Origin of the sequence: Curtobacterium sp. WHRI 8282, from assembly GCF_040223925.2 — a bacterium.
GTDB lineage: Bacteria > Actinomycetota > Actinomycetes > Actinomycetales > Microbacteriaceae > Curtobacterium > Curtobacterium flaccumfaciens.
Map to the genome: position 1 here is coordinate 540,656 of NZ_JBEHCD020000003.1, position 20,624 is coordinate 561,279.

Sequence of the window (20,624 nt, forward strand, 5' to 3'; positions counted from 1 at the left end):
GCGCGTGTGCCGCGGGCGTTTCGCGCTGAGCGACACGTCACGGGGCGGCGCGCGCGTGAGGTGTCGCGCACCGCGAAATGGGCGTGGGTCCACGACGGACTGGAGGCGCGGTGCAGCTGGCACCGCGCCTCCAGTTCCGTGTCGTGCTCGCTACCAGCGCGGCGTGGTGACGCCGGCTCCGTCGGCCCACGTGAAGACGGACTTGCCGTCGATCCAGACGCGCGTCGCGCGGCTGGTCGCGTCGAGCGGGTCGCCGTCCCAGAGCACGAGGTCGGCGTCGTAGCCCTCGGCCAGGCGACCGACGCGGTCCCCGAACCCGAGGAACTCGGCCGGGTTGGTCGTGAGCGCCTCGAGTGCGGTCTGGGCGGGCAGGCCCTCCTTGACGGCGGCGGTCGCCTGGTCGACGAGCATGTTGATCGGCACGACCGGCGCGTCCGTCGTGATGGCGACCCGCACCCCGGCCGCCGCGATCGTGGCGAGGTTCGGGATGCCGCGGTCGCGGAGCTCGACCTTCGAGCGGCTGGTGAACAGCGGGCCGTAGATGACCGGGATGTCCTTGGCGGCCAGCACGTCGGCGATCTTGTGCGCCTCGGTGCCGTGGTTCACGACGAGCCGGTAGCCGAACTCCTCGGACAGGCGGATCGCGGTGGCGATGTCGTCGTGGCGGTGGGTGTGCTGGTCCCAGACGAGCTCGCCGTCGAGCACCCGGACGAGCGTCTCCTTCGTCAGGTCGCGGGCGAACGGCTCGTCCTTCGTGGCGGCGGCGTCACGGGCGGCCCGGTAGTTCTGCGCCTCGACGAAGGCGTCTCGGATGATCTTCGTGACGCCGAGCCGGGTCGAGGGTGTCTGGCCCTTGCCGCCGTAGACGCGCTTCGGGTTCTCACCCAGGGCGCTCTTCACGCTCACCGAGTCGGAGATGAGCTGCTCGTCGATCGTGCGGCCGCCCCAGGTCTTGATGGCGACGCTCTGACCGCCGATCGGGTTGCCGGAGCCGGGCTTGACGACGATGCTCGTGATGCCGCCGGCGAGCGCATCCCGGAAGCCCTCGTCGTCGATGTCGATCGCGTCGATCGCCCGGACGCCGGCCATGTTCGGCGCGGTCATCTCGTTCGTGTCGTTGCCGGCCTCGCCGTTGGCCTCCTCGTGGATGCCGACGTGGCCGTGTGCCTCGACGAAGCCGGGGACGAGCCACGAACCCGCGGCGTCGATGACCGTCATCCCCTCGGGCGGGGAGACGTCCGGACCGATCGCGGTGATCCGGCCGTCCTCGACGACGACCGCGCCGCCGTCGAAGGCGGGGGCGGAGACGGGGACGACGTGGGCACCGGTGATCGCGAAGGAGTTGCTCATGGCACCAACGGTACGCGGGGGCGGGCGGCGGCGAGCGGGCGGAATACCGATTCCTGGCGTCGAGCGTCCGGGTGGTTCTACCGTCGCGGGATGGCACACCGGATCGACACCTGGCCCACGCACGAACGCAGCGAGCGACCGTGGCGGAGCACCGTCCGCGGGTGCCGCGACGACCGGCTGGTGACCACCGTGCAGGTGTCGCTGCCCCCGTCCATCGCGAGGGCTCGGTGGACGCCCGACGACGACACCGTCGCGCTGCTCGACCGGAGCGCCACGGCCCTGCGCACCCTCGACGTCCACCACGGCTCGCGGCTCGCACCGCTCGGGTCCGTGCTCGGCCGGACCGACGCCCTGGCGTCGTCGCGCATCGAGGACGCGTCCGCGACGATCGACGACCTGGCGCGGGCACTCGTCGGTATCCGGGCGAACGCGGGAGCCACCGCGGTCGTCCGGGCCGGCGGAGCCGTCGAGCACCTGGTGTCCGGAGCGGATTCGGGCACCGTCACCGATGCCTCCCTGCTCGAGGCACACCGTTTGCTGATGCGCGACGACCCGGTCGACGGACGGTACGCCGGCCGGTACCGAGACGTGCAGAACTGGATCGGCGGCGGCGCCACACCCCGCGACGCCGTCCACGTGCCACCGCCGCCCGAGCTCGTGGCACCGCTGATGGCCGACCTGTTCGCGTTCGTGCACCGCGTGGACCTGCACCCGATCGCCCAGGCCGCGATCGCCCATGCGCAGTTCGAGTCGATCCACCCGTTCACCGACGGCAACGGTCGGATCGGGCGGGCGCTGATCGGGGCCGTGCTCCGGCGACGCGGGGTGACGACCACGATCACGGCACCGGTGTCCGCCGCGCTCGCGGCGGACCGGCGGCGGTACTTCCGGCACCTAGAGCAGTACCGCGACGGCCGGGTCACCGGGTTCGTGGTCGACCTGGCCCTGGCGATCGGGACGGTGTGCGACGAGGCGACGCTGAGCGCCCTGCTGCTCAAGGAGCACGACGCCGACCGGTCGGCCGGCCCCTGCGCCTCGGGCCCGCACGCCGTGGTCGGCCGCGCAATCGCCGACGACCCCGTCCTGACCGAAGCGCACCTGGACACCCTGCTCACCGCCGACCAGGTCGAGCGTGTCACGCACGACCTGGTGCTGGCGGGCGTGCTCCGTCCGGTCACCGGTCGTCGCCGTGGCCGTGCGTGGGTCGCACCCGCCGTGGTCGCCGAGCTCGAGACGTTCGAGCAGCGGGTGCACGCCGCTGTGGGCGGCCGCGAGCGCACGGCGGCCTGACCGGGGGTACGGGCGAATAGGGTGGGACGGTGAGCAACGAGCACACCGCATCCACCCCGCCCAGCGCCGCCAAGCGGCCCGTGACACGGACCCACCACGGCATCGACTTCGTCGACGACTACGAGTGGCTGCGGGACAAGGAATCCCCCGACACCCTGGCGTACCTCGAAGCCGAGAACGCCCACACCGACGCCGCCACCGCGCACCTCGCGCCGCTGCGCGACCGCATCTTCGCCGAGGTGAAGAGCCGCGTCCAGGAGACCGACCTCTCCGTGCCGGTCCGCATGGGCGACTGGTGGTACTTCACCCGCACCGCCGAGGGCAGCCAGTACGGCGTGCACTGCCGTGTGCCCGTCGCCGGCCCCGACGACTGGACGCCGCCCGCCGTCGTCGAGGGCGAGTCGACGCTCCCCGGCGAGCAGGTGGTCCTCGACGGCAACGCGCTGGCCGACGGTCACGAGTTCTTCTCCCTCGGCACCTACGACATCAGCGACGACGGCACCCGCCTGGTCTACGGCATCGACGTCGAGGGTGACGAGCGGTACACCCTGCACGTGCGCGACCTGGCCTCGGGGACCGACCTCGGCGACGCCATCCCGAACACCGGGGCCGGCGCCACGTTCGACCCGGCCGGGCGCTACGTGTTCTACCCCACGGTCGACGAGTCCTGGCGTCCCGACAAGATCTGGCGCCACACGGTCGGCACCGCGGCGTCCGAGGACGTCCTGGTGTTCGAGGAGCCCGACGACCGCTACTGGGTCGGTGTCGGTGTCACCCGCTCCTCGCAGTACATCGTCATCGAGCTCGGCTCGAAGATCACGTCCGAGGCGCACGTCCTCGACGCCGCGGACCCGACCGGTGAGTTCCAGGTCGTCTGGCCCCGCCGCGAGGGCGTCGAGTACGAGATCGAGCACGCCATCGTCGGCGGCAGCGACCGGTTCCTGGTGCTGCACAACGACGGCGCCGAGAACTTCGAGCTCGTCGACGTCCCCGCCGACGACCCCACCTCCGAGCGGGACCGCCGCGTCGTCGTGGCGCACCACACCGAGCGCCGCATCGAGTCGGTCGACGCCTTCGCCGGACACCTCGCCCTGGAGTACCGGTCCGAGGCGCTCCCCCGCGTCGCGATCATCCCGATCGAGGGCGACGGCTACGGCGACGCGCACGAGGTCCCCTTCGACGAAGCACTGTTCTCGGCGGGGCTCGGCGGCAACCCGGAGTGGGAGCAGCCGACGCTCCGCATCGGGTACACGTCGTTCGTGACCCCCTCCGAGGTCAGCGACCTCGACCTGGCCACCGGCGAGGTCACCGTCCTGAAGCGCCAGCCCGTGCTCGGCGGCTACGACCCGGCCGACTACGTGCAGGAGCGCGACTGGGCGACCGCGTCGGACGGCACCCGCGTGCCGATCTCGCTCGTCTGGCGTCGTGACGCCGTCGAGGACGGTACCCCGGCACCGCTGCACCTCTACGGCTACGGCTCGTACGAGCACTCGATCGACCCCGGCTTCAGCGTCATGCGTCTGTCGATGCTCGACCGGGGTGTCGTCTTCGCCGTCGCGCACGTCCGTGGTGGCGGTGAGCTCGGCCGGCACTGGTACGAGAACGGCAAGACCCTGACGAAGAAGAACACGTTCACCGACTTCGTCTCGGTCGCCGAGCACCTGATCGAGTCCGGCCGGACGAGCGCCGACCGGCTCGTGGCCGAGGGCGGCAGCGCGGGCGGGCTCCTGATGGGTGCGGTCGCCAACCTGGCACCCGAGCGGTTCGCCGGCATCCTGGCCGCCGTGCCGTTCGTCGACGCGCTGACGAGCATCCTCGACCCGGACCTGCCCCTCACCGTCATCGAGTGGGACGAGTGGGGCGACCCGCTGCACGACGCCGAGGTCTACGGCTACATGAGCGAGTACACCCCGTACGAGAACGTCCGCGACGACGTGCAGTACCCGCAGATCCTCGCCGTGACCTCGATCAACGACACCCGCGTGCTCTACGTCGAGCCCGCGAAGTGGACCGCGAAGCTCCGCGAGGTCGGCGCTCCGGTGCTGCTGAAGACCGAGATGTCCGCCGGCCACGGTGGTGTCAGCGGTCGCTACGCGTCGTGGAAGGAGCGGGCGTTCGAACTCGCCTGGCTGCTCGACGTGCTCGGGCTCGCCGACGAGACGCCCGCCGCCGCGACCGCCAACCCGATCGCCGCGGGCTGACCCGCACCGCGCACTTCGTGAGCAGAAGAGGTCGGGTCCGAACGCGGGACCCGACCTCTTCTGCTCACCAAGCGAACAGCGGCGCTCACACGCGGTTGAGCGCGTGCACCGCCTCGTCGTAGGACTCCTCGGCCAGGCGCACCCGGTCTCCCGCGAGCACCCCGTACCCGAACGTGCCCTCACCCCCGCGCTCCGCGATCGCCGCGTTCGCCCGCAGGATGTCGAGGGCGTGCAGGGACCGCACCCGTTCGGTCAGCACGTCGGCCGCGGTGCCGATCCGCTTCCACAGGGCGTGCGGGAACGCGTCGTCGCCGAGCACGTCCATCGCCATCCGGGCGCGCATCGTCTCCTGCCACGCGGCCTCGGTGGTGGTCCGGTCGGCGGCCTCGCGCTCGGCGGCGGTGTCCGAGGTGTCGTCGGCCACGGCGGCCCGGACGAGTTCGCGCACACGCGGCTTCACGTCGGCGCCGACGTCCTGCGCGACCTGCTTCGGTGCGCGGAGCGACCACGCCGTCGGGGCCGGGCGCTCGGCAGCGTCATCGAGGGCGTCGAGCAGTTCGAGGAACGGCTCGCCGTGCAGGAACGCGACGACGTCCCGAACCGCCTGGTCGCGACGTTCCCGGGTCGAGGCGAGGATGCGCTCACGGGTCATCGCATCGACCAGGTCGTCCTGCGCCGGCGACGACGCCCGCGGCAGCCGGTCGATCAGGTACTCGGCCAGCGCCGCACGCGCGGTGACGCCCGCCAGGCCGTCCGCCGCCTCGGCGGCGCGGTCGACGGCCTCGCCGTCGGGGAACGCCGGGCGGTAGGCGCCCAGGATCGCGGCGATCTCAAGGGTGGTGTCGGCCGCCTGCCGGAGGTCGGCCGTGTCGCCGGAGCGGAGCCGGGCCTCCTGGCCGAGCAGCGCGACGCGCAGCTTGCGCACCCGCTTCGCCAGGATGCGTGCGGTCGTGCCCTTGGCCGGCTTCTCCTCGGTCTGGAGGCGCGGTGCCGGTGCTCCTGCCAGCCCGCGTGCCAGCTTGGACGCGACGGCGGCGGGGCCGGCGCCGACGGCCGCGAAGCGCCCGTCGAGGGCCGCGAACAGCTCGTGGGCGATCTGCGGGTCGACGCCATCGACGGTCTCGACCTCGACCTCGCGCCAGGTGCGCGGGGTCTCCGGAGCGTCGTCGTCGAGGCGCTGGGCGGTGACCTGGTCGTCGGCGAGTTCGGCGATCTGGTCGCCGTCCTCGTCGAGCAGTCGGGTGACGGTGCGGGTGGTGGTGATCCGGACGACGGGACGCAGCCCGCGACCGCGACGCTCCGTGAAGAGCGCGGCGAGGACCTCGTCGGGCACCGTGTCGGCGTCGTCGGTCAGGGGGAACTGCTGCTCGTGGCGGACCGTGTCCGACTCCGAGCGCTTGATGTGCCAGCCGGCGTCGGGGCCGCCCGTGCGGCGGCGCACGGTCACCCGTGCGGCCACCAGGTCGTACCGCTCGGTGTCCCAGTAGGTCGCGTCCAGTTCGAACGGCTCCTGGTGCTCGGTGCGGAGGATGCCGCCCGCGCCGACGAGGTCGGGGAGGGCACCGCCCTCGGGCAGGTCGTAGGTGCGCTCGATCTCGAGGTGCGTGTGGCTCACACGCTCTTGTCTACCAGGCGCTGCGAGGTTTCCCCGCACCCGGGGTTAGCCTGCAGGGATGAGCGACACGATCACCCGCGAGCAGTTCACGCCCGAAGCCGGCGGCGTCACGATGTTCACCACCACGTGGTGCGGCTACTGCGCCCGGCTGAAGAACCAGATGTCGAAGGCAGGGGTGCCCTTCACCGAGGTCGACATCGAGCAGACCCCGGGCGCCGCCGAGCTCGTCGCCGAGGTCAACGGCGGCAACCAGACCGTGCCGACGCTGGTGTTCCCCGACGGCACGACCGCGACGAACCCGTCCCTGGCCGAGGTGCAGTCCCGCATCTGAGCAGCGGCCCCTCCGCAAAACACCGGTGTTCACGCTCCGAACACGCGCATGACGCGGTTCAGAGTGCGAACACCGGTGTTTTGCTGTCAGCGCCGCGCGCCGGACGCGCGACGCGCCGGCGCTAGCCGCCGAGCGCCTCGGTCAGCAGCGCAGCCATCGCGTCGAGCTGGATGTCACCGGAGTCGACGACCTCTTCGTCCGAACCGTCGAGCGCGCGGGCGGCCAGGGACGCCTTCGAGTCGATGAGCTCGGCGATCTTGGTGTCGATCGTCTGCGCGGCGATGATGCGCCAGGCGGTGACGGGCTCTTCCTGTCCGATGCGGTGCACACGGTCGATCGCCTGGGTCTGCTCGGCGCTCGTCCACGACAGCTCGGCGAGCACGACGTTCGACGACACCTGCAGGTTCAGACCGACACCGGCCGCGGTCAGCGAGCAGACGATGACGGCGACGTCGGGGTCGTTCACGAACGAGTCGATCTCGGCCGTGCGCTGCGTCGGGGTCTGGTCGCCGCGGATCGTGGCGGTGCGCAGCCCGCGGCGGGCGAACACCTCTTCCGCCTGGTCCATCACGTCGAGGTGCTTCGCGAAGAACACGACCTTGCCGACGTTCGAGGCGAGCTGCGCCGCGTAGTCGGCCGCGAGCTGGGCCTTGGCCCGGCCGATGCGGCGGACCATCGAGAACACGTTCTCGCCGGTCGACGAGGCGTCCTGGTCCTCGAGCTCCCAACGCGCGACCTGGCGGACCAGCTTGTGGTCGATGCCGACGACCGGGTCCTGCCCGGTGCGGGCGTCGAGCGCCTGGTGGTAGCGGCGGACGAGCTTCGCGGTGAGCTCGCGCTCGGCGTCGCGGATGGAGCGACCCTCGTCACCGTCGAGCTCGACGGGGATGTCGGCGATCCGGCGGGCGGGGATGTCCGCGGCGACGTCGACCTTGCGGCGTCGGACGATGCCCTGGTCGATGACGGCACGGCGGGCTTCGACGAAGAACCCGGGATCGGCCGGCGTCAGACCGATCTCCTCGAGCTCGTTCATGAGCTTCGCGCGCGGCTTCTTGTCGTCGATCCAGCCGAGGTACTCCCAGATGGTGCGGAAGTCCTCGACCGAGTTGATCAGCGGGGTACCGGTCAGCGCCATGAGCAGCGGCGCCGCGGTGCGCTGCCGGATCCGCTCGGCGATCTGCAGCACGAACCGGGCGCGCTGCGAGTCCTTGTTCTTGATGAAGTGCGCCTCGTCGACGACCATCCCCTTGAACCCGAAGTTGCCGAGCCACCCGGCGTGCCGGTCGAGGATCTCGTAGTTCACGATGACGATGTCGGCGAACCCGTCGAGGTCGTTGCCGTCCCCGTGGATCACCGTGGCGCGGTGGTTCGGCACCCAGCGCTCGGCTTCACGCGCCCAGTTCGTCTTGACGACGTTCGGCACGACGACGAGCAGCGGGAACGCGTTCGCGGCATCGGCGGCGAGCAGCGACTGTGCGGTCTTGCCGAGGCCGGGCTCGTCGGCGAGCAGGAACGTGCGGTGCCCCTGCGCCGCTGCGGCGACGAGTTCCGCCTGGTGCTTCATGAGCGTGGTGCCCGAGCGCGAGTGCAGCGTCGTGGGCTCCGGCAGCGGCATCGACGCCGCTCCCCCGCCCGCGCCGTACTCGAACGACTTGAACAGCGGTCCGAACAGTTCCCAGTTCGCCAGGCGACGCGGGTGTGCGACGGGCTGGTCGGCGAGGGCGAAGTCCGGCGGCATGAACGGGTTCGCGAGCTGACGCTGCACGACCGCCTGCGGCACGACGGCCCGCACCGGGGTCTCGACCACCGCGGCGGGCTCGGACGCGATGACGAGGTCCTCCGGCTGCAGTTCCATGCCGCCGGCGATCATCATGTCGCGCTTGACCGCACGCGTCGCCTCGGAGACCTGGACCTCTTCGGCGAGGAGCTGGATGACGCTGGTGTCGCGCGCCGCCGTCTTCGCCAGGATCGTGGCCACGCCGTCGAGCCGCTTGAGCTGCTCGGCGCGCTGCGCGTCGGTGAGCTCCGTGTCGGCCTTCACCCGCGCGCGCTCTTCGCGCATGAGCAGGGCGACCGCCTGGAACTTCGTCCGGTTCGATGCCTTGAGCGGTCCGCGCTGTGCCGCGGCCTCGACCTCGCGCACAGCGCGGGCGAGGACGGGGATGACGCCGTCGTTGTCCAGCGGCCTGGTGCGACGTGACGCGGTCCGCGTCCCGCCGGCAGCACGCCGGGTGCCTGATCGAGCCAACGCTCCTCCTGTTCCGCCCACACGTCGGGGCGATCCGCCCGTGGGGCGGGAAGTCCTGCACCGGGGCCTGGCGCGGCTCCGGTTCGGCTGCGGGCCACCGTGGCCCACCGCATCGCCGGTCCCCGCATCGGGACGTCCGGTGGACTCCCGCGAGCCGTTCCACACGAGCACCTGCCGGGAGCAGGTTCGGACGGTCCGCGCCGGGATCCGGCGTCGTCACACGCACGTGATGCCCCCTCGGGGCGGTCACGGCCCGGTCCCCGCGTCGATCAAGTGATCGACGGCTGCGTCCGGAATCGACGCGGCACGCGGGAACGCGGTGCGTGCGCGCTCAGTTTACTCCCGGACCACCGACAGAGGCGACCGGCGCGTTGCCCGCGCGCGTCGCGACGGCGGACGGGAGGCCCGTGGCGGGCCCGACCCGCGCCTCCCGTCCGTTCCTCGGTCGCGTCTCAGACCTGCGGTGCGGACCGCGGGCGGGTCGAACCACCGGTCGGGAGGCTCGGGGCCGCGTCCGCCAGGGCGGCCTGCGTCGCGGCGAGGAGCTGCTGGGCGGTCTGGATCCCGTTGGCGGAGCCGGTGGTCGCCTGGCCGCCGGCGTGGGCGAGCAGCTGGGCGCCGATGGCCGGTCCGATGCGGTCCGCCTCGCGCGGGTTGCGCGCGACCCAGTCGCGGGCGATCGCGTCGGCGAGACGCTCGGCGGCGGCGCCGCGCTCGGCGTCCCCGCGGGACCGGTGCCAGAGCCCGGTGACCACGAGGTGGGCGACGACGGCGCCGACGTCACGGACCGGGAAGCCCCAGCCCGCGGTGTCGATGTCGAGCAGCCCGGAGATGCGCCACGGCTCGTCCTCGTCGACGAACACCTGCTCCAGGTGCAGGTCGCCGTGCACGACCTGCTTGGTCGAGCTCGACCAGCCGATGGAGCGGCGGCCGATGGCGTCGTACAGGCGGTCGATCTCCTCGGCGTCGCGCGGCAGGGCGGCGATGAGCGTGCGTCGGTGCCAGTCGGCGTGGTCCATCGCGTCGGCGCGCGCCTGCTGGGTCATCGGGACGGTGGCGACCCGGCCGCTCAGCGCGGCGAGCGACGCCACGAAGCGGGGGTCGTCGGCGATGTCGAGGATGCGGCTGCCGGCGGGCACGCCACGGATGCGCTCGAGCACGAGCAGGCCGTCGCCACGGCTGGACAGCACACGCGGCACGGGCAGACCGGCCGCGACGAACTGCTCGTGCGACTGCACGATCGGTGCGACCCGGTGCGGACGGACGATCTTCAGGAACAGGGTGCGTTCGGGGGCCTCGACGCGCACGACCGCGCGCTTACCGGGCCGGTACGCCGCCACGGTGAGCACCGGGTCGGTGACGGGCATGCCGAGCGTGGTCAGCAGCTCGGCGACGGCGTCGCGGTAGGTGACCTGCGGCAGCACCGGCAGGCCGGGGTCGTTCGGGTACGCCCACACCGACACCGGGTCGCCCGTCGCCGGATCGGTGACGATCGCGCTGTTCTGGTCGTGGGTGCCGCCGGTGTCGACGTAGGTCAGGACCGTGGCACGCTGGCCGTTGCGGTCCACCGTGTCGACCTCGTAGCCGTACAGGTAGCCGTTGCCCGAGGGCTCGACGGAGTGCGCCCGCGCGGCCACCACGGAGGTCCCGGAGCCGGCGAAGGCCTGCGGGATGACAAGCTCATGGTTGGGCCACACGACATCAGTCAACCGTGTCGCGCGGGTTTCGTCGCGTTCGTGCACGGCTCGGCGCGCGGCCGGTGGCTACCGTGGTCCGTGTGAACCCGGTCGCGCGCCTCCGCAGCTCCAGTCGCACGCCGTTCCTGCAGGTCGTGAAGACCGCCGTCGCGGTGGTCGCCGCCGTGCTCCTCTGCCGACTGGTCATCCAGGGGCCGTTCCCCACCTTCGCGGCGATCGCTGCCCTGCTCGTGGTGCAGCCGAGCATCAACCAGTCGTTCGTGAAGGGGCTCGAGCGGAGCGCGGGCGTCGTGATCGGCGTCGTGCTGGCCACCGGGTTCCACCTGCTGCTCGGCGACGGCGTGTTCGTCGTGCTGCTCGTCATCGTGCTCGCGATCCTCATCGCCTGGGCGCTCCGGCTCACCCCGACCTCAGCCACCCAGGTCGGGATCAGCGGGATGCTCGTGCTCACCGCCGGGGTCGTGACGCCGAACTACTCCGCCGACCGGATCCTCGAGACCGTGATCGGTGCGATCGTCGCCCTGGTCGTGAACGCGCTCATCGTGCCGCCCGTGCTGCTCGAACCGGCACACCTCGCCGTCGCGCGGCTCGCCCGTGACACCGCGGTGGCGTTCGAGCGGATCGCGATCGGCCTGACCGAAGGGTGGGACCGCGAGCGCTGGGACGAGGCGCTCGTCGCCGCCCGGGCACTGCGGCAGCAGCACGCCAAGGCCGAGGCATCCCTGGGGTCGGCGCGCGAGTCCCTGACGATGAACCCGCGCGGCGGCCGGCACCGGACGATCCTCGACCACGACGTGGTGACCACCGACCACCTGCGCGTCCTGGTGACCCGGGTCACCGGGATGACCCGCGCGATCCGCGACAACACCGCACCGGACCTGCGCGACGACCCGGTGGTGCACGGCATCGCGACCGAGGTGGCACGGATCGGTGCGGACGTCCGCGCGCTCAGTGCGCGGGTCGAATCGACACGACTCGACCCGGTGGACGGGGTCGGCCGGGCGGACGCCGCTGCCTTCGGACCGGACGTCGAGCCGTGGGCGGAGGCCTCGGAGCCGGCGCTCACCGCGCCGCTCGAGGTGGTGCGGCCGAACTCCCGGCACTGGGTGCTCATCGGGGCACTGCTCGAGGACATCCGACGGGTGCGTGGCGAGCTGCTCGGCGAGGACGACTAGTCGGTCCGGTTCAGCGCGCTGCGCAGGCCGCTCGGTCCGCTTCAGCGCGCTGCGCAGGCCGCTCGGTCCGCTTCAGCGCGCAGCGCAGGCCGCTCGGTCCGCTTCAGCGCGCTGCGCAGGCCGCTTCCGACGCCGTCCGGACGACGTCCGACCAGATCACGGCGGTCGGCACGACGTCGGTCGCGGTCGCAGCCGGGATGCCGGCGTCGGCGTACCGGCTGATCTCCGCGACGACGGCCTCGGTGCCGACCTCGCGTGCAGCACGGCTCGCCACGTCCGGCACGGCCGTCCGCAGCTCCGCGACCACGCGGTCGCGCGGAGCGTCCTCCAGCAGCGCGAGCGCGCCGATGCCCTTCCACGCGGCGTCCAGTTCGGCGCGCAGGCGCACGATGGCCGGGTGGTCGATCGAGTCGTTCATGATCCCCCAGTGCGGGCGGCGCATCGGGTCGCGCTGTCCGCTGCCGGAGCCTAGCAACGAAGCAAGCGGCGCTCACGTCCCTAGAACGTGGGACAGACCGTTCTGCTCTGTCCTGTGACGAGATTCAGCGAGTCGGACCCGGAGAACGGCCCTCCGCGCCGGTTCGATGCCACGATGGGTCCGAGGAGGTCCACTATGCGGCTGTTGGTGGTCGAGGACGACGACGAGATGCGTGCCCTGATGGAACGCGGACTCGCGGCCGAGGGGTACCGGGTCACGGCCGTCGAGAACGGTGTCGAGGCGCTCATCGCCCTCGGCGAGCAGGCGTTCGACCTGGCGGTCGTGGACGTGATGATGCCCGGCATGTCCGGCTTCGAGCTCGCGCGGCGGATCCGTGAGCGCGAGGACCCCGTGAGGATCCTGCTCGTGACGGCGCGCGACGCCGTCGACGACCGCGTGTTCGGGCTCGACGCCGGCGCGGACGACTACCTCACCAAGCCCTTCGCCTTCGCCGAGCTCACCGCCCGGCTGCGTGCGCTCGGCCGTCGCGAGTCCGCCGGGGCTCCCCGCACGATCGAGGTCGGGGACGTGTCGATCGACTCCGAGGCCCGCCGCATCTCGATCAAGGGGCAGCGCGTCGCCGTGAGCCCCACCGAGTTCGCCCTGCTCCGACTGCTCGCCCGCTCCGCCGGCAGTGTCGTCGACCGCCCGAAGATCCTCGAAGAGGTCTGGGACGGTTCGCAGCACGTCGACCCGAACGTGGTCGAGCAGTACATCTCGTACCTCCGCAAGAAGCTCACCGCGCACGAGGCCACCGTCGCCATCGCCACGGTCCGCGGTCGCGGGTACCGCCTGGATCTGCTCGGGGCGTGAACGGGGCCGACGACGCCCCACGATCGGACCGCCGACGCGGCGGTCCGATCCGGCCGCTGCGTCTGCTGTCCCTGCGTGCCCGGATCACGATCGGCTCGACGGCGATCGCCGCGATCGTCATCCTGCTGCTCGTCCTCGTGATGCGGTTCCAGGTCGTGAGCGTCGTCGCGAGTGCGACGCGCACGCTGCTCGACGCCGACGCCGACCCCTACGTCGCCACGCTCGAGGTCGACAGCGACCCCGACCTGTCGCCGCCGGGCAACGCGCAGCTCGTCGCCGTCGTGTCCCCGTCCGGCGAGATCGTGCTGTCGACGATGCCCGACCGTGTCGAGCAGGCGCTCGGCAGTCTGCGGTCCACCCCTGCCGGTACCTCGATCATCACCGTCTCCGGCTCGGAGTACCGCGTCGTGGTGGAGCACCCCGTCAACGAGGCCGGCCGATGGACGGTCGTGGCCGCCCGCAACTCGCAGGCCGAGGCCATCGTCGTCGACGACCTCACGACGACCCTGTCGTTGACCGGCCTGGCGATCCTGCTCGCCTTCGGCGTGGCGTCCTGGGTGCTCGCGACCACCGCACTGAGGCCGGTGAACCGGATGCGCCGCGAGGCCGAACGGCTCTCCGTCGCCCCGGAGCGTGCCGAGCTGCCGGTAGGCCCCGCGCAGGACGAGCTGGCGTCCCTGGCGACCACGCTCAACGCCTTCCTCGCCCGGACCCGGCAGGCGACCGAGCGCGAACGCCAGATGGTGTCGGACGCCAGCCACGAGCTCCGGACACCCCTGGCGATCCTGACGACCCAGCTCGACCTCGCCTCGCTCGACGGGAACGACGCCGCCGCCCTCGCCGCCCACATCGAACGCGCCAAGCACAGCGTCGCGCGGTTGTCACGGCTGGCGAACGACCTGCTCGCGCTGTCGCGGATCGAGGAGTCCGAGCGGCGTGAACAGGACGGCGACCGACGCCCCGAGACCGCGTGGTCGGACCTCGGCGACGAGGTGATGGCCGCGGTCGACCGTGTCCGGCTCATCGCCTCGGCGAAGGACGTCACCGTCGACTTCGACCTCGAGCCGCCCGTCGCCGTCGGCGGTTCCGGCCCGGGCATCGGCGGCGGCACCGTCGAACCGCGGTACCGGATCGACACCGGCGGGATGGCGCAGCTCGTCACGAACATCGCGGGCAACGCCGTGGCCGCACTCCCCCGAGGCGGCGGCATCTTCGTGTCCTGGCGGAGCACCGGCGGCGAAGGCGTCCTGCAGATCACCGACGACGGCCCCGGCGTGCCCGAGTCCTTCATCCCCGTGGCGTTCGACCGCTTCACGCGTCCGGACGAGGCCCGGACGTCCCGCCCGAACCCGGACCCGTCGACCGGTGTCGGCGCCCTGCCCGGCGGCTCCGGGCTGGGACTCGCGATCGTGCGTGCGGTGGCGGAACGGGCGGGAGGCACGGCGTCCCTCCGCAACGTGCCCGCCGGTGGACTCGAGGTCACGATCCGCCTGCCCGAGGTGCGCTGAGCACGACCGCTCACTGGAAGTCCCGCGAGCGGGTGCGGACGGACAGCGACAGGTGCTCGATGCGGTCCGCCACCAGGTTGACGACCCCGTCGGGCGAGCGCTCGAGGATGCCCCGGACGATCACCGCCGGGGACTCCCGCGCCACCCGGCGGAAGCGCCCCCAGACCCCGACGCTGCAGATGACGTTGACCAGCCCGGTCTCGTCCTCGACGTTCAGGAAGGTGATGCCGGAGGCCGTCGCCGGACGCTGCCGGTGCGTCACGATCCCGCCGACCTCGACCCGTCGTCCGGTCTCGGCGGTCGCGGTGTCCTGCACGCTGAGCACCCGACGGGCGGCGAGGCGGTCGCGCACGTGCCGGACGGGGTGGTCGTCGGTCGTCATGCCCGTCGACCACATGTCGGCGATGAGCACGTCCCCGCTCGTCATCTGCCCGAACAGCGGCGGCTGCACGAACACCTGCGTGTCCGGCAACTGGTCCGGGCGCTCGGCGGCCGCCTGGGCAGCCGACCACATCGCACCGCGGCGGTCGATGTCGAAGGGGGCGAAGGCATCGGCAGCGGCGAGTGCCTCGAGCTGCGGCGTGGTGAGCCCGACCCGTCGGGCCAGGTCCGACATGTCGCGGAAGGGGCCGTTCGCGTCCCGCTCCGCGACGATCTTCTCGGCGCTCTTCCGGCTGAGCGACGCGACCTCGGCGAGCCCGAGCCGCACGGCGAAGGCACCGTCGCGTCGGTGGCTCGCGGTGTCGTCGGGGAGCGCCTTGTCGAAGGGCAGCACCGGGGGCTGCTCGGTGGCCAGGCACGCGTCGTCACCGGCAGGGGCATCCCCGTCCGGCAGCGGTTCGAGCGTGGCGTCGACCCCGGACCGCAGGATGTCCGGTCGCAGCACGCGGACGCCGTGCCGTCGGGCGTCAGCGACCAGGGTCTGCGGTGAGTAGAACCCCATCGGCTGCGCCCGGAGCAGGGCCGCCAGGAACGCCCCCGGGTAGTGCAGTCGCATCCACGCGCTCGCGTAGACGATGAGGGCGAAGCTGATCGAGTGGCTCTCCGCGAAGCCGAAGTTCGCGAAGGCCTGGATCTTCGCGTAGATGGCGTCGGCGTCCGCACCGTGGATGCCGTTGTCCGCCATCCCCGTGTAGAGCTTGTCGCGCAGCCGGTCGATCTTCTCGTGCCCGCGCTTCGACCCCATCGCTCGTCGCAGCAGGTCGGCGTCGTCACCGGAGCAGTTGCCGACCGCGATCGCCATCTGCATGAGCTGCTCCTGGAACAGCGGGACCCCGAGGGTGCGTTCGAGCACGGGTTCGAGCGCCGGGTGCATGTAGGTGATCGGTTCCTCGCCCGTGCGTCGGCGGATGTACGGGTGCACCGCGCCGCCCTGGATCGGCCCGGGTCGGACGAGTGCGACCTCGATCACCAGGTCGTAGAACCGCCGCGGGAGCAGTCGGGGCAGGGTGCCCATCTGCGCGCGGGACTCCACCTGGAACACCCCGATCGTGTCCGCGCGGCACAGCTGGTCGTAGACCCCCTGTTCTTCCTTCGGGATGGAGTGCATCTCCCAGCGCTCCCCGCAGTGCTCTGCCGCCAGGTCGAACGAGTACTGCAGGGCCGCGAGCATGCCGAGCCCGAGCATGTCGAACTTCACGAGCCCCATGTAGGCGCAGTCGTCCTTGTCCCACTGCAGCACGGTGCGGCCGTCCATCCGGGCGTGCTCGATCGGCACGACCTCGCCCACCGGGCGGTCGGTCAGCACCATGCCGCCGGAGTGGATGCCGAGGTGCCGCGGGAACCCGAGGACGTCGCTCGCGAGCCCGACGACCGCCGGCGGGATGTCGTGGTCCTGGCTCTCGGTCACCGAACCCCACCGCTCGACCTGCTTCGACCAGGCGTCCTGCTGCCCGGGGCTGTGGCCGAGCGCCTTCGCCATGTCACGCACCGCACCCTTGGGCCGGTAGGTGATGACGTTCGCGACCTGGGCGGCGTTGTGCCGACCGTACTTGGCGTACACGTACTGGATCACCTCTTCGCGGCGGTCCGAGTCGAAGTCGACGTCGATGTCGGGTTCCTCGTCGCGCATCGCCGACAGGAACCGCTCGAACGGCAACCCGTACCGGATCGAGTCCACCGCGGTGATCTCGAGCAGGTAGCAGACCGCCGAGTTCGCCGCCGAGCCCCGCCCCTGGCAGAGGATGCCCCGACCGCGGGCGTACTGCACCATGTCGCGCACGATCAGGAAGTACCCCGGGAAGTTCTTCTCCTCGATCACGGACAGCTCACGCTCGATGCGCTCCCGCTTGCGGGGGTCGACGCCGTCGGCGCTGCCGGGGTAGAACCGCCGGGCACCCGTCCACGTGAGCTCGCGGAGCCACGACATCGCGGTGTGTCCGTCCGGGACGTCGAGGTCGGGCAACCCGGGCTGCACGGTCTTCAGCCGGAACCCGAGCTCGTCGGCGAGTTCCACGGTCCGCTCGATCGCGCCGGGGTAGCGACCGAACCGTCTGGCCATCTCGGCGCCGGAGCGCAGGTGGGCGGTGTCGGCGGCCGGCAGCCAGCCGTCGATCTCGTCGAGGCTGCGGCGGGCACGCACCGCCGCGAGCGCGGTCGCCACCGGGAACCGGTCGGGGGTGGCGTAGTGCACGTTGCCGGTGGCGACCAGGGGCAGCGCGTGCTTCGCGGCGAGGGCGGCCAGGGCGTCGTTGCGGGCGCTGTCGAGCGGGTCGCCGTGGTCGAGCAGCTCCACGACGACGTTGCGGCTGCCGAACCGGTCGAGCAGCACCCGGAGCGCGGTCTCGGCGGCGGACTCGCCACCCTGCTCGAGGGCCTGCCGCACGGAGCCCTTCCGGCACCCGGTGAGGACCCGCCAGTGCCCGTCCGCCCGCGCGGTGAGGTCGTCGAGGTCGTACTGCGGGCTGCCCTTCTCGGACCCGGCTGCCAGGTGTGCGCTCGTCACCGCGCCGGCGAGCCGGTGGTAGCCGTCCTGACCGTCGGCGAGCAGGAGCAGGTGCGAGCCCTCGGGGTCGGGCACACCGTTCTGCGGTTCGGTCAGCCCCAGGGACAGCTCGGTGCCGAACACGGTGCCGACCTGCGGGTACGACTCGGCGACCTCGGCCATCCGGGCGGCCCCGTAGAAGCCGTCGTGGTCGGTGAGCGCGAGGGCGTGCAGTCGGAGCCGAGCAGCTTCTTCGAACAGGTGCTCGGGCTGGCTGGCGCCGTCGAGGAAGCTGAAGGCCGAGTGCGCGTGCAGTTCGGCGTACGGCACCACGGGCCCGCCGTCGGTGTCGAGCGGTGACGGGACGTACGGCTCGCGCTTCCGCGACCACGCGGGGCTGTCGCCGCCGTCGCCGTCGTGCGCCGTGCCCGGGCTCCGCTTGTCGGACAGCGCGCGCTCGAACTGCGACCACGGGATGGGTGGGTTGCTGTAGCCCATCAGGTCACGCTCCTGTCGGTGGTGGTCGGGGTCACGTCGCGATCGCCTCGGCCCACCAGCGGTGGTCCGCCAGCACCAGGTACCAGGCACGCCCCTCGGCGTCGACGAGCTGCAGCCGGTGCAGGCGTCGACCGCCGGACTCCCACCACCGGACGACGAGCGGCCACGGGCCCGCCCAGGCCGTCACGGCCGAGAAGCCGCCGCCCCGGTCGCCCTCGGCACGGAACCGTTCGGGTGCGCCGGACAGCACGCCGCGCTCGTCGACGTCGACGCTCGCACCACCGACGGCGACGACGTCGACCGGTCGGGGGCGCTCGAGCACGGTGGCAGGGGGCGGGCCGGGCAGCTTGCCGGGCCACGGACGGTCGCGCACGGTCGCCAGGGCTCGCTCACCGCCGGCGGGCGCGTCGCCCCACGGCACGAGCACCACGCGCTCGGACAGGGTGCGGCCCCCGCCGATGCGCGGGCTCACCACACCGTCGTGGCCGACCATGCCCTGGATCCGGGCGAGGCCGTGGTGCACGCGCTCGTCCGGGCCGGAGCCCCACAGCCCGCGCTCGTGGTTCGCCATGTCGTCGACGGCGACCGGCTCGAGCACGACCGAGGTGACCGGCGCCTCGAGCCCGCTGGGGTCCACCCCGCCGGCGAGCTGCCACCGCACCCGGTCGACCACGTCGGCAGCGTCGAACCAGCGCGGGTGCGCCCAGGTCCGTTCGAGCAGGATGTCGCGCTCGTCGACGATCCCCACACGGATGGTCGTCGCCACGAGTCCCGCGGCCCGGAGTCGGTCGGCGAAGTCGTCGGCGGAACGCCGGAACGCGAACGCGATCTGGTCGGCACGGTCCAGCGGGGGTTCGAACGACGCCTCGACCCGGAGTTCCGGCGGGATCTCCCGCGCCGCGATCTCGCGGGGGTCGCGGCCCCCGGCCAACCGGTGCAGGAACGCCCCGGCCACGCCGAAGCGGTCCCGCACCTGTTCGTCGCCGAGTGCCGCGAAGTCGCCGAGCGTGGTGATGCCGAGCCGGTCGAGCACCGTCGTGAGGTCGGGGTCGCCGAGCACACCGAGCGGCAGGTGCGCGAGGAAGTCCGCCGATCCCCCGACGGGCACGAGCCGCACCCGTTCACCGGGGCGCACCGGACGGGCCCGGGCGGCCTGATCCGCCGCGAACGGGGTGTCGGCCACCCCGGCCCGCACCGCGGGGGCGCCGTGGTCGGCCGCGATGCCGGCAAGGGTCGCCGCCGCCGCGCGCTCACCGCCGTAGTACCGGGCCGGGCCGCGGGCGCGGAGCGCGAGGGTACCCGGCCGCAGCACCTCGACCCCGGGGACCGCCGCCTCGACCGCACGGATGACGGGCTCGAACGCACGGTGGTCGAGGGCGTCGTCGTAGGGCTGCACGAGGAGTTCGGGGCACCGTGCCTGGGCCTCACGCACGCGGAGCCCCCGCACGACACCCTGCTCACGCGCGGACGCGGAGCTCGCGAACACGAGCCCCTTGGCGGTCAGGGCGAGGGGCTGCTCCGGCGGGGTGCCACCGGCCCGAGCCGCCGCGATGACCGGCCAGTCCGGGCACCAGAGCACGATCGTCCGGGTCGGGGGTGGTTCGGGCAGTGCCGCCCCACGCGTGATCGCGTCGGTCCGGACGCGCCCGGAGGCGATCACGACGCCACCGCCACGGGCCGCAGCACGCGGGTGTCCCCGGAGCCCACCGTCGGCACCGGTGTGGCGGCCCGGACCGCACCGTCGGCCGCGGGCAGGAGCAGCTCGGCGGTCGCCGGACGCACCGCGCCGGCACGCCCGGTCGCGGTCACGGTGGCCCGGCGCTCCGTCAGGTGGCCGTGGCCCTGACCGATGCCGCTCCACGTCGAGGACGTGACCCGCAGCGTGACGTCCGCCCCGGGCCAGGAGCCGAGCGCGACGAGTGCGCCACCGCGCTGTCGCAGCCGAGCCGACAGCCGTGCCACGTCGCCCGGCACGACCCGGCCGAGCGGTCGGGTGAGGACGATCTGGGCGACGTCGGCCATCGCCGCCGTCACGGCGAGCCACTGGTCACCGGGATCGGGGACGAGCACGAGCCGTTCGAGGTCGATCCCCGCGGCGGCGGCGGCTTCGATCCCGAAGGACGGCACCCCGACGACCGCACACCACGCCCCGGCAGCCGAGGCCGCCTGCAGCATCGTGATCGCGAGCAGCACCGACTCGGGGACGGCGTAGGTGCCACCGACCCGGATCGCGCCGCCGGGCAGCAGGGGTTCGAGCGCCGGGGCCGTGGGGAGCCCGGCGGTGTCGACCCGCGTGGACTCCATGTCGGCCACCCGTGACCGCAGGGACGTGATGCGGTCGAGCGCAGCCCGGGCATCGCTCAGGTGGTCCGGCCCACGGCGCGCACCGCCACCGCCCGCACCGCTGCCACCGCGTGCAGCACCGCTCCGCCCGCCCCGGTCCGGGGTGGGCGACCGGAGTGCCGCCGCCGTCTGCATGCCCTCATATTCGAACATG

Annotated in this window: 14 protein-coding genes; 6 read left to right on the forward strand and 8 right to left on the reverse strand. The window is 72.7% G+C overall.

The window, feature by feature from the left end; genetic code table 11:
* Window positions 1–150 precede the first annotated feature (150 nt).
* Entirely contained in the window at window positions 151–1,350 is a 1,200-nt protein-coding gene (locus tag ABRP24_RS13470; RefSeq protein ID WP_349847851.1) for an amidohydrolase, read from the reverse strand.
* Between the two features lie 90 nt (window positions 1,351–1,440).
* On the opposite strand from ABRP24_RS13470, the gene ABRP24_RS13475 reads away from it, so the two are divergent.
* Window positions 1,441–2,640, forward strand: a complete 1,200-nt coding sequence (locus tag ABRP24_RS13475) for a Fic family protein (RefSeq protein ID WP_349847852.1) — start codon at window positions 1,441–1,443, stop codon at window positions 2,638–2,640.
* 29 nt (window positions 2,641–2,669) lie between these two features.
* Entirely contained in the window at window positions 2,670–4,841 is a 2,172-nt protein-coding gene (locus ABRP24_RS13480) for a S9 family peptidase (RefSeq protein ID WP_349847853.1), read from the forward strand.
* Between the two features lie 85 nt (window positions 4,842–4,926).
* On the opposite strand, the gene ABRP24_RS13485 is transcribed toward ABRP24_RS13480, so the two are convergent.
* Window positions 4,927–6,456, reverse strand: coding sequence for a CYTH domain-containing protein (locus tag ABRP24_RS13485; RefSeq protein ID WP_071405572.1), 1,530 nt, complete (start codon window positions 6,454–6,456; stop codon window positions 4,927–4,929).
* Between the two features lie 58 nt (window positions 6,457–6,514).
* On the opposite strand from ABRP24_RS13485, the gene ABRP24_RS13490 reads away from it, so the two are divergent.
* Window positions 6,515–6,787: a mycoredoxin gene (locus ABRP24_RS13490; RefSeq protein ID WP_349847854.1), complete on the forward strand. Its 273-nt coding sequence runs from the start codon at window positions 6,515–6,517 to the stop codon at window positions 6,785–6,787.
* 121 nt (window positions 6,788–6,908) lie between these two features.
* Here the strand turns inward: ABRP24_RS13490 and ABRP24_RS13495 are convergent, their stop codons facing one another.
* On the reverse strand, window positions 6,909–9,035 hold the full coding sequence (locus ABRP24_RS13495) for a DEAD/DEAH box helicase (protein ID WP_071245021.1): 2,127 nt from the start codon (window positions 9,033–9,035) through the stop codon (window positions 6,909–6,911).
* Between the two features lie 452 nt (window positions 9,036–9,487).
* Window positions 9,488–10,732 (reverse strand): aminoglycoside phosphotransferase family protein, encoded by a 1,245-nt coding sequence (locus ABRP24_RS13500; RefSeq protein ID WP_349847855.1) that lies wholly within the window; start codon window positions 10,730–10,732, stop codon window positions 9,488–9,490.
* Window positions 10,733–10,812: 80 nt separating this feature from the next.
* On the opposite strand from ABRP24_RS13500, the gene ABRP24_RS13505 reads away from it, so the two are divergent.
* Window positions 10,813–11,907 carry an aromatic acid exporter family protein gene (locus tag ABRP24_RS13505; RefSeq protein WP_349847856.1) on the forward strand — a complete coding sequence of 365 codons (1,095 nt, stop codon included), beginning with the start codon at window positions 10,813–10,815 and terminating at the stop codon, window positions 11,905–11,907.
* 103 nt (window positions 11,908–12,010) lie between these two features.
* Here the strand turns inward: ABRP24_RS13505 and ABRP24_RS13510 are convergent, their stop codons facing one another.
* Complete coding sequence (locus ABRP24_RS13510) at window positions 12,011–12,325, reverse strand: hypothetical protein (RefSeq protein ID WP_349847857.1); 315 nt, start codon at window positions 12,323–12,325, stop codon at window positions 12,011–12,013.
* Window positions 12,326–12,520: 195 nt separating this feature from the next.
* Between ABRP24_RS13510 and ABRP24_RS13515 the strand changes: the two genes are divergently transcribed.
* Both ABRP24_RS13515 and ABRP24_RS13520 read left to right on the forward strand, forming a co-directional pair.
* The gene (locus ABRP24_RS13515; protein ID WP_017885962.1) at window positions 12,521–13,198 is read left to right on the forward strand and encodes a response regulator transcription factor; all 678 of its coding nucleotides are present in this window, start codon (window positions 12,521–12,523) and stop codon (window positions 13,196–13,198) included.
* Window positions 13,195–14,706, forward strand: coding sequence for a cell wall metabolism sensor histidine kinase WalK (locus tag ABRP24_RS13520; RefSeq protein WP_051596530.1), 1,512 nt, complete (start codon window positions 13,195–13,197; stop codon window positions 14,704–14,706). Before ABRP24_RS13515 ends, ABRP24_RS13520 begins: the two co-directional genes overlap by 4 nt.
* A gap of 10 nt (window positions 14,707–14,716) precedes the next feature.
* On the opposite strand, the gene ABRP24_RS13525 is transcribed toward ABRP24_RS13520, so the two are convergent.
* From ABRP24_RS13525 to ABRP24_RS13535, 3 genes are read right to left on the reverse strand one after another with little or no spacing between them, the layout of a single operon-like run.
* Complete coding sequence (locus tag ABRP24_RS13525; protein WP_349847858.1) at window positions 14,717–18,127, reverse strand: error-prone DNA polymerase; 3,411 nt, start codon at window positions 18,125–18,127, stop codon at window positions 14,717–14,719.
* 31 nt (window positions 18,128–18,158) lie between these two features.
* On the reverse strand, window positions 18,159–19,787 hold the full coding sequence (locus ABRP24_RS13530; RefSeq protein WP_173035559.1) for a DNA polymerase Y family protein: 1,629 nt from the start codon (window positions 19,785–19,787) through the stop codon (window positions 18,159–18,161).
* Window positions 19,784–20,623 (reverse strand): hypothetical protein, encoded by an 840-nt coding sequence (locus ABRP24_RS13535; RefSeq protein WP_181435807.1) that lies wholly within the window; start codon window positions 20,621–20,623, stop codon window positions 19,784–19,786. Before ABRP24_RS13535 ends, ABRP24_RS13530 begins: the two co-directional genes overlap by 4 nt.
* Between the last annotated feature and the right edge of the window lies 1 nt (window position 20,624).